This window comes from Ruegeria atlantica (genome assembly GCF_013032005.1).
GTDB classification, from domain to species: Bacteria; Pseudomonadota; Alphaproteobacteria; order Rhodobacterales; family Rhodobacteraceae; genus Ruegeria; species Ruegeria atlantica_A.
Window position 1 is genome coordinate 1,061,016 of sequence record NZ_WQBE01000001.1, and the last position, 15,429, is coordinate 1,076,444.

At 57.0% G+C, this 15,429-nt stretch carries 18 protein-coding genes; 10 read left to right on the forward strand and 8 right to left on the reverse strand.

Annotated elements, in window-relative coordinates; all coding sequences use genetic code 11:
• The first annotated feature begins 92 nt into the window (after window positions 1–92).
• Genes GOX21_RS05290 through GOX21_RS05300 form a run of 3 tightly spaced genes read left to right on the forward strand, consistent with a single transcriptional unit; the run spans window position 93 to window position 1,929 of the window.
• A complete protein-coding gene (locus tag GOX21_RS05290) occupies window positions 93–521 on the forward strand; it encodes a VOC family protein (RefSeq protein WP_170349169.1) in 429 nt (142 codons plus the stop codon).
• Window positions 518–1,222: a DUF1194 domain-containing protein gene (locus GOX21_RS05295; RefSeq protein WP_170349170.1), complete on the forward strand. Its 705-nt coding sequence runs from the start codon at window positions 518–520 to the stop codon at window positions 1,220–1,222. Before GOX21_RS05290 ends, GOX21_RS05295 begins: the two co-directional genes overlap by 4 nt.
• Window positions 1,219–1,929 carry a DUF1194 domain-containing protein gene (locus GOX21_RS05300; protein WP_170375947.1) on the forward strand — a complete coding sequence of 237 codons (711 nt, stop codon included), beginning with the start codon at window positions 1,219–1,221 and terminating at the stop codon, window positions 1,927–1,929. Before GOX21_RS05295 ends, GOX21_RS05300 begins: the two co-directional genes overlap by 4 nt.
• On the opposite strand, the gene GOX21_RS05305 is transcribed toward GOX21_RS05300, so the two are convergent.
• The 3 genes from GOX21_RS05305 to GOX21_RS05315 form a co-directional block, all read right to left on the reverse strand.
• A complete protein-coding gene (locus GOX21_RS05305) occupies window positions 1,930–2,427 on the reverse strand; it encodes a MarR family winged helix-turn-helix transcriptional regulator (protein WP_438826463.1) in 498 nt (165 codons plus the stop codon). It lies immediately after the preceding gene.
• Between the two features lie 77 nt (window positions 2,428–2,504).
• On the reverse strand, window positions 2,505–2,729 hold the full coding sequence (locus GOX21_RS05310) for a succinate dehydrogenase assembly factor 2 (RefSeq protein ID WP_170359163.1): 225 nt from the start codon (window positions 2,727–2,729) through the stop codon (window positions 2,505–2,507).
• A 29-nt stretch (window positions 2,730–2,758) separates the two neighbouring features.
• Complete coding sequence (locus tag GOX21_RS05315; RefSeq protein WP_170349173.1) at window positions 2,759–3,151, reverse strand: helix-turn-helix domain-containing protein; 393 nt, start codon at window positions 3,149–3,151, stop codon at window positions 2,759–2,761.
• Between the two features lie 90 nt (window positions 3,152–3,241).
• Between GOX21_RS05315 and GOX21_RS05320 the strand changes: the two genes are divergently transcribed.
• Together GOX21_RS05320 and GOX21_RS05325 are read left to right on the forward strand one after the other, a co-directional pair.
• Window positions 3,242–4,444 (forward strand): pyridoxal phosphate-dependent aminotransferase, encoded by a 1,203-nt coding sequence (locus tag GOX21_RS05320; RefSeq protein WP_170375949.1) that lies wholly within the window; start codon window positions 3,242–3,244, stop codon window positions 4,442–4,444.
• Between the two features lie 14 nt (window positions 4,445–4,458).
• Window positions 4,459–4,860 (forward strand): hypothetical protein, encoded by a 402-nt coding sequence (locus GOX21_RS05325; protein ID WP_170349175.1) that lies wholly within the window; start codon window positions 4,459–4,461, stop codon window positions 4,858–4,860.
• Window positions 4,861–4,868: 8 nt separating this feature from the next.
• Here GOX21_RS05325 and GOX21_RS05330 read toward each other — a convergent pair whose 3' ends face one another.
• The 3 genes from GOX21_RS05330 to GOX21_RS05340 all read right to left on the reverse strand — a co-directional run bounded on the left by GOX21_RS05330 (window position 4,869) and on the right by GOX21_RS05340 (window position 7,995).
• Window positions 4,869–6,221 (reverse strand): MATE family efflux transporter, encoded by a 1,353-nt coding sequence (locus GOX21_RS05330; protein ID WP_254428450.1) that lies wholly within the window; start codon window positions 6,219–6,221, stop codon window positions 4,869–4,871.
• Between the two features lie 106 nt (window positions 6,222–6,327).
• Complete coding sequence (gene ppk2 / locus GOX21_RS05335) at window positions 6,328–7,251, reverse strand: polyphosphate kinase 2 (protein ID WP_170375953.1); 924 nt, start codon at window positions 7,249–7,251, stop codon at window positions 6,328–6,330.
• A gap of 135 nt (window positions 7,252–7,386) precedes the next feature.
• On the reverse strand, window positions 7,387–7,995 hold the full coding sequence (locus GOX21_RS05340; protein WP_170375955.1) for a peroxidase-related enzyme: 609 nt from the start codon (window positions 7,993–7,995) through the stop codon (window positions 7,387–7,389).
• A gap of 134 nt (window positions 7,996–8,129) precedes the next feature.
• Between GOX21_RS05340 and GOX21_RS05345 the strand changes: the two genes are divergently transcribed.
• From GOX21_RS05345 to GOX21_RS05365, 5 genes are all read left to right on the forward strand, one after another.
• Window positions 8,130–8,960, forward strand: a complete 831-nt coding sequence (locus GOX21_RS05345) for a class I SAM-dependent methyltransferase (RefSeq protein WP_170349179.1) — start codon at window positions 8,130–8,132, stop codon at window positions 8,958–8,960.
• A gap of 132 nt (window positions 8,961–9,092) precedes the next feature.
• On the forward strand, window positions 9,093–11,051 hold the full coding sequence (gene parE / locus GOX21_RS05350) for a DNA topoisomerase IV subunit B (RefSeq protein WP_170375956.1): 1,959 nt from the start codon (window positions 9,093–9,095) through the stop codon (window positions 11,049–11,051).
• A 41-nt stretch (window positions 11,052–11,092) separates the two neighbouring features.
• A complete protein-coding gene (locus tag GOX21_RS05355) occupies window positions 11,093–12,148 on the forward strand; it encodes a serine hydrolase domain-containing protein (protein ID WP_170375958.1) in 1,056 nt (351 codons plus the stop codon).
• Window positions 12,149–12,266: 118 nt separating this feature from the next.
• Window positions 12,267–13,238, forward strand: a complete 972-nt coding sequence (locus GOX21_RS05360) for an MrcB family domain-containing protein (protein ID WP_170359180.1) — start codon at window positions 12,267–12,269, stop codon at window positions 13,236–13,238.
• Between the two features lie 185 nt (window positions 13,239–13,423).
• Window positions 13,424–13,705, forward strand: a complete 282-nt coding sequence (locus GOX21_RS05365) for a hypothetical protein (RefSeq protein WP_170359182.1) — start codon at window positions 13,424–13,426, stop codon at window positions 13,703–13,705.
• Window positions 13,706–13,723: 18 nt separating this feature from the next.
• Here GOX21_RS05365 and GOX21_RS05370 read toward each other — a convergent pair whose 3' ends face one another.
• Window positions 13,724–14,494 (reverse strand): alpha/beta hydrolase, encoded by a 771-nt coding sequence (locus tag GOX21_RS05370; protein ID WP_170375960.1) that lies wholly within the window; start codon window positions 14,492–14,494, stop codon window positions 13,724–13,726.
• A 72-nt stretch (window positions 14,495–14,566) separates the two neighbouring features.
• The gene (locus tag GOX21_RS05375) at window positions 14,567–15,406 is read right to left on the reverse strand and encodes an EamA family transporter (RefSeq protein WP_170349185.1); all 840 of its coding nucleotides are present in this window, start codon (window positions 15,404–15,406) and stop codon (window positions 14,567–14,569) included.
• Window positions 15,407–15,429: the final 23 nt, after the last annotated feature.

Here is a 15,429-nt window from a genome sequence, read left to right on the forward strand (position 1 = left end):
CGCATTTTCAAAATTGTGTCCGCCCTGCCCCTCGACACGCATTTTCCGCGCGCTAAGCTGCAGCCCATCACCTGAACGGAAAGGAAGCCACAATGGGGCTGAGATATCTTCACACCATGATCCGCGTGAAGGATCTGGAAAAGTCGATGGCGTTTTTTGAGTTGCTGGGCCTGAAGGAAACCCGCCGCTATGACAGCGAGGCGGGGCGGTTTTCGCTGATCTTCATGGCGCCCCCGGGGCAAGAGGATCGCCCAATTGAGCTGACCCACAATTGGGATGGTGACGATGCGCTGCCCAGCGACAGTCGGCATTTCGGGCATTTGGCCTATGGCGTCGACAATATTTACGAGGTCTGCCAGCACTTGCAGGACAATGGTGTGGTGATCAACCGCCCGCCCCGCGACGGCCGTATGGCGTTTGTACGGTCGCCCGACAATATCTCGGTCGAGTTGCTACAGAACGGTGACGCGCTGGAAGCCGCCGAACCCTGGGTCAGCATGGAAAGCACCGGACACTGGTGATCCGATGGCTGACAGCACTGGGACTGGCCGGACTGGCCAGCCCGCTTCGGGCCGAAACCTGTCGCCTGGCCTTGGCGTTGGCTATGGATATCTCAAGCTCGGTGGATGCAACCGAGGATACCCTGCAGCGGCAGGGCCTGGCCGCTGCCCTGATCGCCCCTGAGGTGACCGAGGCGTTCTTTTCCTCTCCTTTGCCCGTGGCATTGGCTGTGTATGAGTGGGGCAGCCGCTCGACCCAGCGCATGATCCTGAACTGGACGATGATCAACACGCAAGCTGATTTGCTAACGGCGGCAGAGACCATACAGCGTTCAGTCCGATCTGACGGTGACTCGGCCACTGCCATGGGGCAAGCTTTGGCTTTTGGTGCGACCCTGATGCAGCAAGCACCACCATGTTTGTTTCAGACCATCGACCTGTCTGGGGACGGCGCAAATAACGATGGTTTCCAACCTGCATCCGCTTATCGCCACTTTCCGTTCGAGGGCATTGTGGTCAACGGGCTGGTTATCAATGCTGCCGATTTCGAGGGCGAAGTTCATCTGATTCCCTACTTCGAAAACAATGTTCTGTACGGGCCTGGCGCATTTCTAGAAGTCGCACAGGGGTTCGAGGATTTCGAACGCGCCATGCGGCGGAAGCTGGAACGTGAACTGACAAGCTTGCAAATCGGCGTGCTGCAGGACTTCGCGCCCAGATGACGCGACTATTGGCATTTGTCATTAGTTTGTTCGCTGGTTCGGCCACGGCAGAGTGCCGACAAGCTCTGGCGCTGGGGCTGGATGTTTCTGGTTCGGTGGACAGTCACGAATACCGGCTGCAACTTGACGGTGTGGCAGCTGCTTTGCAGCGTCCTGAAGTGGTCCAGCTATTGCTGTCAAACCCTGCTGCCCCTGTGCGGCTGGCGATTTTCGAGTGGAGCGAGCCGGGCCATCAACGTCTGTTGCAAGACTGGATCGCCATACGTTCTGTTAACGATCTTGAACAGATCGCCTTTCTACTGAACCGAACCAAGCGCAGTGCCGCCCCGCAAGGTACGGCTGTTGGCTCAGCGATGCTGTTCGGGGCCGACCTGCTGTCCGACCAAACAAGTTGCTGGAAACGAACACTCGATCTGTCCGGCGACGGCAAACACAATCTGGGCACTCACCCGCGCGAAGCCAAAAGCACGCTTGAAGCTTCGGGCATCACCATCAACGGCCTGGTCATCGGCGCGGATGATCCCAGCCACGGCGACAAACGCTATGTGCAGGTTGGAGAGCTGTCTGCCTATTACACCGCCTGGGTCATCCTGGGGCCAGATGCCTTTGTCGAGGTTGCCCTGGGGTTTGACGCTTATGAGGACGCCATGACCCGAAAGCTGATCCGAGAGCTTGAAGGGCTGATCCTGTCCGATGCGCGCCCCTGATCAGTAGATATATCGGATCTGGTCCGTCCAATACCGTTCCACCCGGCGCAGAGAGGTTGTGATGTCGTCGATCCCCGCCAACCCAAGCACACCACGGGTTTGCAGCCCCTCGGCATGGCGCGAGAACAGCTCGGTCACGATATCCCGAATTTCCCGCCCGCGCGGCGTCAGCCGAACCCGAACCGAGCGCCTGTCAATCTCACACCTTTGGTGGTGCATATAGCCCATTTCGACCAACTTCTTGAGGTTGTAGCTGACGTTGCTGCCCTGATAATAGCCACGGCTTTTCAACTCACCCGCCGTCACCTCATGATCGCCGATATTGAACAGAAGCAGGGCCTGAACGGCGTTGATTTCCAACACGCCCACCCGCTCGAACTCATCCTTGATAACGTCCAGCAGCAGACGGTGCAGCCGCTCGACCAAAGCGAGCGCTTCAAGATAGCTGGTCATGAAACCCTTGGTTTCCGGCGCGGAGACCTGCATTTCCATACTCATCCGATCCTCCGATTCAGTCGCGCTGTTTCAGGCAGCATGAATCGAAATCCCCAAGAATCGGTTAAGCTGGATTTTCTTTATTTTTGAAAGGTCTGCGCGATATCCGAAACCAGATGGACAAACCCCTCGGGCGGCTGGGCCTGCCCGGTGACCCACTGATACAGATCCTGATCATTTTCGTGTAGCAGCGCGTCGAACTGATCCAGACCCGCTGTATCCATCGCGTCGAGATTACGTTCGGCATAGGCCGAAAGGATCAAATCCATCTCTTTGATCCCGCGTCGCATGGACCGCATTTTCATGCGTTTGATCCTGACTTCCCGTGTTTCGGTCACTTTCCCTGCTCCGACATCAAGCGCAGCTTCTTCTCAAGCCGCGCGGCCCGTTCGGCACTGGCGCGCATCTCGCCCCGGATTGCGCGTAGCTCGGCCACCGCATCCGCCAGCTCGATATTGACCTCGCCGTCTTCGACGGGGGCGTCCATACCTTCGCCTTCGCCGGTCAGCAACCACATGATCGAAACGTTGATCATACCCGCCATCATCGACAAACGGTTGGCACGCGGTTCGGACAGATCGTTTTCCCAAGCCACAATAGTCGCTTTTTTGACACCCAGCCGACGCGCCAGTTGGGTCTGGGTCATACCAGCGGCTTCGCGCGCGCCTGCCAGCCGGTCCCCGAATGTCGCTGCCTCTGGACTATACCAGTCATTTTCGTCGGTCATCAGGGTCTCCATGTCTCGGCCTCATACTGCTTGATCGTCATTCGGGCGCACCCTATGACAGACAGGTTGAACATACAAACTGAGGCCATCATGACTTTCCTGTCTGCGACACTGTCACGCGTAAAACCATCACCAACCATCGCGATGACCGCCAAAGCAGCCGAGTTGAAGGCGGCGGGGCGTGATGTGATCGGCCTGAGCGCGGGTGAACCCGATTTCGACACGCCACAGAACATCAAGGACGCGGCTGTTGCAGCCATTGCAGCGGGCAAGACAAAGTATACCGCACCTGACGGAATTCCCGAATTGAAACAAGCCGCCTGCGCCAAGATGAAGCGTGATCATGGGCTGGATTACACGCCCGCACAAATCTCGGTCGGGACTGGCGGCAAGCAGACGTTGTATAACGCGTTGATGGCGACAATGAACGACGGGGACGAGGTTGTTATCCCCGCGCCATATTGGGTCAGCTACCCGGACATGGTTCTGCTGGCCGGAGGTACGCCAGTCGTGGTCGAGACGACGCTCGAAAACAGCTTCAAACTGACCGCCGAACAGCTTGAGGCGGCGATCACGCCCAATACCAAGTGGTTCATCTTCAACTCTCCGTCGAACCCTACGGGGGCGGGCTATAGCCGTTCGGAATTGAAGGCCCTGACAGATGTACTGATGCGCCACCCGCATGTGTGGATCATGTCCGACGACATGTACGAGCATCTGGCCTATGACGGGTTCGAATTCTGCACTCCGGCCGAGATCGAACCGGGCCTCTATGACCGTACCTTGACCTGCAACGGCGTATCGAAAGCCTATGCTATGACCGGCTGGCGCATTGGCTATGCGGCGGGACCGGTCGAGATCATCGCCGCCATGCGCAAGATTCAATCACAGTCGACCTCGAACCCCTGCTCGGTCAGCCAATGGGCGGCGGTCGAGGCGCTGAATGGAACGCAAGCGTTTCTGGCTCCCAACAACGAGACGTTCAAACGCCGCCGAAACTTGGTGGTCGAAATGCTGAACCAGATCGACGGTATCACCTGCCCCACGCCCGAAGGCGCGTTCTATGTATACCCGTCGATCGCGGGCCTGATCGGCAAGTCCACTCCGGCCGGCACCAGAATTGACTCGGATGAGGCCTTCGCCACCGCCCTGCTGGAAGAGGCCGACGTGGCCGTTGTATTTGGCGCGGCCTTTGGCCTGTCACCGAATTTCCGGGTCAGCTATGCGACCTCGGACGAAGCCCTGACCGAGGCCTGCACCCGTATCCAGCGCTTTTGCGCGTCCCTGACCTGATCCGGAGGCCCCTGATGACCGCAGAACTGCCTGAATACTACTTTCGTGTCCGCGAGAATGGCGCGGCGGTTTTTCGGATCGATACCGAAAACCGTCAACGGCGGATCGAGATGGATCAGATCGCGGTCATCAACATCCGCAATGGCGAGGTCAAGCCACAGGGCCAGCGCACCCTGACAGCGGCGGATCAGGCGGAAATCGCACGATGGATGGACGCGCGCAAAGCCCTGCTGGCGCAACGGGATATCGACGACATACACCGCGCGGTCGACTATCTGAATCTGACCACGCAATGGGCACAATCCAAGGCGTCGGACGAACAGCTTGAGGATGTCACCGACCGGTTGTTGCTGGCGATGCACGACTTACGCTCCGTACTGGTGCGCAAAAAGGCAGATCGCCTAAGCAAAGGCTGAAGCCGCGGCTATTCCGCAGGCACCCCTACGGTCTGAACAGAGCGCATCCAGAAACGGGCCATCAGCAAGACGGCCGCGCAGGCAAGCCCAAGTACAAGACCCAGCCAGATGCCGATCCCGTCCATCCCCTGCACAAAGCCAAAGTAATAGGACGCCGGTATCCCAACCACCCAATAGCTGAGCCCGGCCATAACCATCGGCACCTTGGCATCTTGCAATCCGCGCAACAGGCCCAGTGCAATCACCTGTGCCCCGTCGACCAACTGGAACAAAGCGGCCATGGCCAGCAGGCCCGTTCCGATGGCCAGGATTTGCGGGCGCTGCGGATCGTCGGGTTCGACAAATACAGAAATCAGCGGCTCGGCGCAGGTCACAAACAAGATAATCGTCAGAACAGACACCAGCAAAGACATCACGGTCACCGCCTTTGCACCTTTTTCCAGATGTGGTCGATCCTTGCGCCCAAGGGCGTTTCCCGCGCGGATCGTGGCCGCGTTAGACAACCCCAGATGCACCATGAACGTGGCCGAGGCCAGATTCAGCGCAATCCCATGCGCTGCCAGCGGCACCGACCCGATCCATCCCATCATAAAGGCCGACATGGCGAACAGCGACACCTCGGCAAGCAATGTAAATCCAATGGGAATGCCAAGACGCAGCACGCTGTACAGCATCTCCCAATCCGGGCGCCAGAACCGTTGGAACAGGTTATGTTCGGGCAATACGCGCACGGCGTAGACCACGACCGCAACCAGCGACACCATCTGCGTCACCACCGAGGCAATTGCTGCCCCCATAACGCCCAGTTCGGGCGCACCCCAATTGCCGAAGATCAGCGCATAGTTGGTCAGTGCGTTGACGACAGCGGCCGTCACAGTGATCCACAAAACGATCTGCGTGCGCTCCAAAGCAGCCAGATAAGACTTCAGCACCATGACCACCAGCGCTGGGAACAGCCCCCATCCCGCAACACGCAGATATTGCGATGCGGTTTCAGCCACCTGCGGATCTTGCCCTGCAGCAATCAAAATCGGGTGGGACCACCACAGCAAAGGCATAACCAGCACCGCGTATAACAAGGACAGCCACACCCCCATGCGGGTCGAGCGGCGAATGCTGGTCTCATCCTCTTCGGCGGCCGCAGTCGCCACCATGGGCATCACCGCCAGTCCGAAACCGCCGCCAAACAGGAACAGCACGAAATAAAAGCTACTGGCCAGCGTCACTGCGGCCAATGCCTCGACCCCGTACCAGCCCAGCATGATCGTGTCGGTCAAACCAATGGCAAACTGCGCCAGATGCCCGCCGACCAGCGGCAGGCCCAGAACTGCAATGGCCCGGAAGTGGGCGCGATATGTCATTACCTTATTCATTTCACCAGCCTTATGCCCGGCCAGAGGCCGGGACAAGAGGTGATCAGTGAAATTTCAAGGTGAGACTAGTGCTGCCGGCAATTGGCCGCTTGGTTCATCGCGCGTCAGGATGCAGGGAAGTGCCCAGAATATGCTCGGACTGATGAATGACGTGATGCGCCTGCCCTACGATCATGGGATCGGGCTGGCCCACGATATTGTGGTCCTTGTCCGGGTAATCCAGCGTCGACAAAAAGTGGCGCATACAGTTCAGACGCGCACGTTTCTTGTCGTTCGACTTGACGATGGTCCAAGGCGCGTCGGCGGTGTCGGTATAGAAGAACATCGCCTCTTTCGCTTCGGTATAGTCGTCCCATTTATCCAAGCTCGCCTTGTCGATGGGCGACAGCTTCCATTGCTTCAACGGGTCGGTTTCCCGGCTTTTGAAGCGGCGCTGCTGTTCCGGCTGCGTGACCGAGAACCAATATTTGTAGAGCTGAATACCTGAGCGGACTAACATCCGCTCCAACTCGGGCGTCTGTCGCATGAACTCAAGGTACTCGTTAGGCGAACAAAAGCCCATGACCCTCTCAACGCCCGCACGGTTGTACCAAGAGCGGTCGTAGAACACCATTTCACCGACCGTAGGCAGTTCCTGAATATAGCGCTGATAATACCACTGGCCTTTCTCTTCCCAGGTCGGCTTGTTCAAGGCCACGACGCGGGCTTGCCTTGGGTTCAGGTGTTCCATAAACCGCTTGATCGTACCGCCTTTGCCTGCTGCATCACGCCCTTCGAACAGCAGAACAAAGCGTTGCCCCGTCTCTTGCGCCCAAAGCTGCACCTTAAGCAATTCGGCCTGCAATTGCGCCTTTTGCGCCTCGTACTTGCCCCGCGCCATCTTGCGATCGTAGGGATACTTGCCGCTTTCGAACGCCTGCCGAATTCGCTCGGGGCTGGGTTGCGATGGCTCAGGATTGGGTGTTGGGACAATTTTGACAGAGGGTTGTTTTTGTTCAATTTGCGCCGCTGCTTCCATTCAATTTTTCCTTTTTCACTATCCGCAGGAACGTCTAGCAAAAGGCGCAGATTTTCGCTTTGACACGGGTCAAATTTTTGAGCCGTAGCGTAGGAAATTTTCCACTAATGAAGTTCAACACGCTGCGGTAGATTTCTAGCTATGCCCCCAATCCGCCGGATCATCCGAGTTGTTGGGTGAAAGACCCAGAACGTCGCCTGTGGTAGAACATCCAAGCCCAAGAACCGTTCTGTTCGCGTATGAGAAATACGCGCAGACCTGATTGATCTCGAGGATCTCGCCATCGTCCCACCCGGCGTCCCGCAGGGCGCGAACATCAGCCTGAACCATCTGCGCAGGTGCTTCGGTTAGCTTGCGCGCATAGCTCATAGCAGCGATCTGGGCGTTGTCCAGCGGTGCGGAATCCGGCGTTCCGGCCTCAATCGCGGCGCGGATGGCATCGCCCCGCTCCGCGTCTGCCAACAACCGCTGAAACCCGCTAAAGTGATGCTCGACGCAATAGCTGCACTGGTTCAGGGAACTAACCCAAACCCCCAGCACCTCAAGAAACCACTTCGGGACTTTATTGGCCGAGTGATGCAGGACGTTCTTGTACAGCGCCATGTGACCTTCCATCGAATGCGGCCGCAAAGAATGCACCATCATTATGTTGTCCACGTTTTTGTCAGGCCCGGTGACCCGCTCGTAAAGCTTTCTCAGCTTGCCGGTGGCTTCGTCAAATGGAACAGTCTTAATCCAGCTCATATGGTCCTCGCCCTGTTGTCGTGTCGCGTCTTCGCCTCCCAGTTTCGCACTCGTATCCTTCTGAGACAAAACTGGATCGCCCCACCATGTCAGGCTAAGCTGACGAAACGCAAGTAAGGGAGTATCTCATGGAAATGGCGGAGAAAACTGTCACTGAGTTCTATGCCAACCACCCAATTTCCGCGCCGCATATCCTGACCAAGCTGACAAGCCTTCGCGGATCGCTTGAGGATGTGACCCCGCAAGAGCTCTACCCTTATGATCAGGATCACTATGACGGCCTGAATGCCAACGCCCGACTGGCGGACAAGGTCCGGATGAAATCTGGTGATCGCGTTTTGGATGTTTGTGCCGGGCTTTGTGGACCTGCGCGATGGTACGCCTCTGAGCATGACGTTGACGTCACTGGCCTCGATATCAGCCCCAACCGCGTCGACGGTGCCAAGGAACTGAACGCGCTTGTCGGACTACAGGATCAGGTGCATCCAATTCTGGGCAGTGCGATGGATATACCCTTTGACGATGCGCATTTCGATGCGGCGGTCAGTCAGGAATCCTTCTTGCATATCCCCGACAAGCTCAAAGCCCTATCCGAAGTGTTCCGCGTTCTGCGCACTGGCGGACGGTTCGCCTTTACCGATTGGGTGATGCATGAGCCCCTGCCCGATGATGAGATGGAATTGTACCACCAACGTTTTGCCTGCCAGTCCCTGCTGAGCATTCCCGAGTACGAAACTGTGTTGAAAAAAACTGGATTTTCGGTTGCCTCGGCCAACGATGTAACGGCGTCCTGGGGCGAAATTCTGGCGCGTCGGCTTAGCATGTATCAAACCTTGGATGCCGAGGCCGAACGCGCTGGCAACCCGTCCAAGGGGGATACTTTCCTGAAAATGTACGCGCAATTTGTCAGCGACGTGAAACAAAGAAGGATCGGCGGGGTACGATTGACGGCGGAAAAACCTTAATAACTTCGGCTTCGTGCAGGGGTGTCACTCATCAAGATCACAGCCAATCGCCCACAACACCTCGCGCCCCTCTTCCCCCGGACCACATCACCTGCCATAATGGGTCTCAACCTAAAAACAAGAGCAGCCCCGATGCCCGACGATCTGTTGACGCCAAGCGCGACCACCACTTACGACGCCTCTTCGATTGAGGTACTGGAAGGTCTTGAGCCGGTCCGAAAACGCCCCGGTATGTATATCGGCGGCACTGATGAGCGCGCTTTGCACCATATGGTGGCCGAAATCCTCGACAACTCGATGGACGAAGCCGTCGCGGGCCATGCCAACCGGATCGAAGTTGAACTGCACGCCGACTACGCCCTGACCGTACGCGACAACGGACGTGGCATTCCGATCGACCCGCATCCGAAATTTCCCGACAAATCAGCGTTGGAGGTAATCCTGTGTACCCTCCACGCGGGTGGCAAATTCTCGGGCAAGGCGTACCAGACCTCGGGCGGTCTGCATGGCGTGGGCGCATCTGTGGTAAACGCATTGTCGGATTCGATGGTCGTGCAGGTGGCGCGAGATAAAACGCTGTTCGAACAACGGTTCTCACGCGGTATTCCTTTAGGCCCGGTGGAAAAGGTCGGCGCGGCCCCGAACCGACGCGGCACCACAGTCACTTTCCACGCTGATGCCGAGATCTTCGGCCATCACAAATTCAAACCGGCGCGGCTGTTCAAATCCATCCGATCCAAGGCCTATCTGTTCTCGGGCGTCGAAATCCGTTGGAAGTCCGCCATCGACGATGGCGAGACCCCGACCGAAGCGACCTTCCACTTCCCCGGTGGCCTGTCGGATTACCTGAAAGAGACGATGAACGGCTCCTCCACCTATGCCGAGCAACCCTTTGCCGGCACCGTGGACTTTAACGAGAAATTCGGCACCCCCGGCAAGGTCGAATGGGCGATCAACTGGACGCCTTCACGCGACGGGTTCATCCAGTCCTACTGTAACACCGTCCCCACCCCCGAAGGTGGCACCCATGTGGCAGGCTTCTGGGCTGCGGTCCTTAAGGGGATTAAAGCCTATGGCGAGCTGATCAACAACAAAAAGGCAGGTCAGATCACACGTGATGACCTGATCACCGGCGGCTGTGCGCTGGTGTCGTGTTTCATCAGTGAACCGGAATTCGTCGGCCAGACCAAGGACCGCCTTGCCACGGTCGAGGCACAGCGGCTGGTCGAAAACTCGGTCCGCGACCATTTCGACAACTGGCTGGCTGCCGACACGAAATCCGCCGGCGCTATCTTGGACTTCCTCATCCTGCGGGCTGAGGAACGCCTGCGCCGACGGGCCGAGAAGGAAACACAACGCAAATCCGCCACTAAGAAACTTCGTCTTCCCGGCAAGCTGGTGGACTGCTCTAGTTCAACACGCGACGGCACGGAATTATTCATCGTCGAGGGCGACTCGGCCGGTGGGTCCGCCAAGATGGGCCGTGACCGCAAGACACAGGCCCTGCTGCCCCTGCGCGGCAAAATCCTGAACGTGTTGGGCGCGGCCAGTTCAAAGCTGGGCACCAATGCCGAGATCAACGATCTGACGCAGGCTTTGGGAGTGGGGCTTGGCACCAAATTCAACGTCGACGACCTGCGCTATGACAAGATCATCATCATGACCGACGCAGATGTGGACGGAGCGCATATCGCCTCGCTGCTGATGACGTTCTTCTTTACCCAGATGCGGCCGATGATCGACGCGGGACACCTGTATCTGGCCTGCCCGCCCCTCTACCGTCTGACCCAAGGCGCAAAACGCGTCTATTGCCTGGACGAGGCCGAGCGCGACGAATGGCTTGAGAAAGGTCTGGGCGGCAAGGGCAAGATCGACGTGTCACGCTTCAAGGGTCTGGGCGAAATGGACGCCAAGGACCTGAAAGAAACTACGATGGACCCGGCCTCGCGCAAGCTAATCCGCGTCACCATCGACGAGGACGAACCCGGCGAGACCGGCGATCTGGTCGAGCGCCTGATGGGCAAAAAACCCGAACTGCGGTTCCAGTACATTCAGGAAAACGCGCGGTTTGTGGAGGAGTTGGACGTCTAAGACGATCGAACGCGAAAGACATCAATCAGTGCAGAGGCCAAATGTTCAAATCACGTAAGGCAAGACTGTGCTGGTCAACTGGTATTCTTGTTCTCGCTGGTGTGATTGTGATGTTCGCGGGTCGCTACCGCGAACCGGCCACTGTCGAAGACATCGTCGAGTCCTTTCTTCAGACACATAATATTCCGGGGGCTGTGCTGGCCTATGGCCCCTCGGATGCAGAACCCAAAATCGTAGCCTTCGGCGTGTCCGACCCGATTGAGAACACGCCCATGTCGACCGACCAGCCATTTCGCCTGGCCTCGGTCACAAAACCCATCGCGGCCAGAGCACTGATCAAAGCCGAGGAACGTGGCCAAATCGACCTGGATCGTCCCATAGCTGAGCTTGCCGACCTGCCCCCGCCGCATGACCCGCGGGCTGCGCAGATAACGGCGCGGCAGCTTTTGGCGCATACGGGAGGGTTCGATAGAAATATCAGTTTTGATCCGATCTTCGCGCCCGATCGGCTTGGCCTCGACTGGTCGGCCAGTTGCGCCAAAGTGGCCCGGACCGTGTGGCAAACCATGCCGTTGGATCACACGCCGGGCAGCAAGACGGCGTACTCGAATGTTGGCTTCTGCCTTCTGACCGATCTGCTGGGGGCGGAAGTTGAAGACGCCCTGCAGCAGGTTGCCGATATCCATCTGGAGGGGCCCGCCGGGGCCAATTGGGAACTTCGCAGCGACGGTTGGACCCGTGTGCTGAGTTCTAAGGACGATCAAGGCTGGCTTTCAGGCTTGGGTATCGCTGGTGGGGCAATCGGCACGGCCGAGGCGGTCTGGTCCATGGCCTCGACGCCCCAACCGTTTTTCGAGGCGACGGCATCACAGGACGACAAAAGTGATTTCTACGCGTCGGGCTGGCATGTCTGGCCGGAAGAGAACGGCCAGCACCTGACCCATTGGGGCGGGGTCCGAGGCATCTTCACAACCGTCTTTCGATTTTCGGGCGGAGAGACCGTTGTCGTGTTGTTCAACGCCTCACCAGTTAAGCCCAATAGTGCATTTGTGTCGCTGCATAACGCGTTGTATGAATTTAATAAATTTAATAGATGAGGTCGGAGTTGGCTGCATTTAAGATCATGCAACTGATGGAAAAAAAACCAAACTGCGGTTCCAGTGAAGTCAAGAGAACGCGCGGTTTGTGGAGGAGTGGGATGTTTGAGTAATCTAAATGCTTCATGAGTATTTGTCGCGACTTGCGCGTGATTACGTCTTTGAACGAGCAAAAAATTTCTCAGGAAGTGAATTCGGAAACTTCGTTCGACACGACATAGCAATAGAAGCCAAAAAGCGCCTTTTGTTTCTGCCATACGAACTCGAGGTAAAAGCTAGTGTCGGCCAATCTCGTTGGGCTTCGGTACCTTGGCTGGCATTCTTCGATCCACTCATCACGGACACTGCAACACGTGGGTTCTATGTCGTTTACTTGATTAATGCACAAACCGAAGAGATCGTGCTTTCGCTCAATCAGGGCACAACAGAGGTTTACCGAGAGTTCGGAGAAAACGACAAAGGGCGGAAAATTCTGGCTCGTCGAGCCGTCGACTTGACGGAGCGGGTCTCTGAGTTTTCCAAAAATTTTATTTCTGATCCTATTGATCTCGGCTCGAGTGAAAAGCTTCCAACAGGGTATGTTGCGGGGCATGCGTTCGGAAGAGTTTATCAGGCAGATACACTTGAACCCCAGCAATTCTATGAAGATCTTGAAATGATGTTAGCGGCGTACAAAGCTCTTGTAGACCGAGGAGGTAGAACGCCTGTAGACACCATGATGGAGGAAGCCGGGACTACAGATATCCTCGAAACTAGGAAATATATTCTCTCAAGGCGTATTGAGCGCGCCAAAAACGTACGATCGCGCGTTTTGGAGCGTCGCGGGCTAAAATGCGAAGGCTGTGGTCTCGAGCCAATTGAGCATTACCGCTACGAAGGCCCAATCAATAACATTCCGCTGGATGTGCACCATACAAAGCCCATCAGAGAGCTGTCAGAAGGTGAGACGCGCAGATATCAAATTCCAGACGATTTCCTAGTGCTTTGTCCAACTTGCCATCGAATGATTCACAAACAAAATGATGAAGCTGATATTGATTTACTCAAGCGCAGCGTCAGCTTTATCCATGCCAAGAAAATCTCTTGGTAGCTCTGACGGGCCACAAGAGAAGCGCGTCGGGTACAAACCAATAAAACTCGCCAAACACCCCCCTTGCCTAACCCGTTGATCTCGTTCACACTTACTCTCAAACCGTCATTCAAGAACGACAATTGAGGTTCCGAGCGTCCAAGACGCAATGAAACCAACAACAGATTTTCGAACGGGAGGACGACATGAAAACACTAACCCTTGGGCTGGCCGTTGCGCTGCTGGCCAGTCAAGCGAATGCGCAGCAGACATTGACCACCGCATCCCCCATTCCGGACGGGGCCGAGACCAAGTTCTGCTACTACAACGGCATGGCCTATTCGCAGGACGCGTTTGTTCTGCTGGTCGGCGACAACACCGTTACCCAGACGGTCAGCACGATCCAGGAACGCCTGCTGCGTTGTCACCGTGAGGACGACGGCACGATGAAGTGGAAACCGCAGAGCACGTTCTCGACCAACAACTAGACGCTTAAGGTGGGCGGGCTAGCCCACCTTCTTCTCCAGCCAGTCCGCGATCTGCGCGGCGGGCTTTTCCCAGCCGGGCTCCATAAACAAGAAATGCGCGTGGTTCTCGACTGGCATGAAAGTCGCTCGGTCACCATACAAATCGGCCAGGGCGCGGCAGGTGTTGGGGTTCACCGCCCTGTCTTCAGTCCCTGATACGACCAGCACCGGGCAGTCGACCTTGTCGATATCGACCTTCATCGCGTGGTGATCGTCGAACATCCAAAAAAACATCTCGAACATCACCCGCCCGCTTTCGGCGCCCAAACGGTCGAACACCGCGTGCTGTTGCGCCTCGGGCATTTTGTTCAGCGCGAAGGGGGCCATCAGGTCGAACTCGACCCGCATGGGTTGTTTCCAGAACGCCCCGCCCTCCATCAAAGCACGCGGGATGGCGCGTTCGTCGTCGGTTTCGGGCAAAGTGCCCCAGGGCGCGTTCGGATTGATCAAGACAATCGCACTGGCCAACCCACGTGAGGCCACCTGCTGCGCCACAACTCCGGCGATGGCGTGGCCCAACAGAACTGGTTTGCTGTCCAACCCCTGCACGAACTCTGCTATGTCGTTGGCATAGTCCATCACGCTGGTATCGGTCAGGCGCGGGTCGGGTTCGGCCTTTGAGTCCCCACCGTGATAGCGCAGCGCGGGGGTGTGTACCGTCCAGCCCCTGTCGCGGAAAAACCCGGCATAATCCTGCATACACCATGGCCCTGCAAAGGCACCGTGGATCAGAACAATCTCTTTGGTCATGAAAACGCTCCCTTTTCTCTCGCTACTATGAGAGATCGGGGGCGACTTCAGCAAGGCTGTGTCGCAGGCCTATCAGACGGACAGGCCTATCAGCGCTACTCCGACAGCCATAAGAACCGCTGCACCAAGCCGCCGCATCCAGTTCCCCTCTTTCAGGAAAACAAACCCGATCAGCGCCGCGAAAATAACCGAGGTTTCCCGTAGCGCCGAAACTGCACCAAGCGGTGCGAAGTTCTTGGCATAAAGCACCAGACCATAGGCTGTCATCGAAACAAGCCCGCCCAGAATGCCGATCATCCAGACTTTGGCAGGCAATTCAGCCAGGGTCTTCCGTCGACGGATACCAACAAACCCCGCGATAAACAGATGCAGAAACGCACCCCAGGCCCAGTAGCTAAGCGTATTGCCGGACAAGCGCACGCCAATACCGTCCACGACCGAATATATCGAGATGCAAAAGCCCGTACCCAGCGCAAATCCAAGGGCCCAACGGCCCACACCAGAGCGCAATGCCTTCCAACTGCTGAGCTGGATACCAACAGCGATCAGCGCGATCCCACCCCACGCTTGCAGCGGCAGCACCTCGCCCACCAACAGCATCGCCCACAGCGATACAAGCGCCGGAACGATACCGCGGGCAATTGGGTATACGACGCTTAGGTCTCCGTGCTGATAGGCTTTGCCGAGCATGAAATAATAGCCGAAATGCACCACGGTTGAGATCAGGATGTATGGAAAGCTTTCGGCACTGGGCAGTGGCAGCAAGAGGATCATTACCGTTGCTGGAATGACATGCCCCAACGCCACCAGACCCAGAGTGGTGGTCCGATCAGCCGCGGTTTTGACAATCGCATTCCAAACCGCGTGCAACACCGCCGCCGTCAAAATGATGGCAATGACAAACAGGGTCACATCCGAACCTTTCGTAAAGGAAG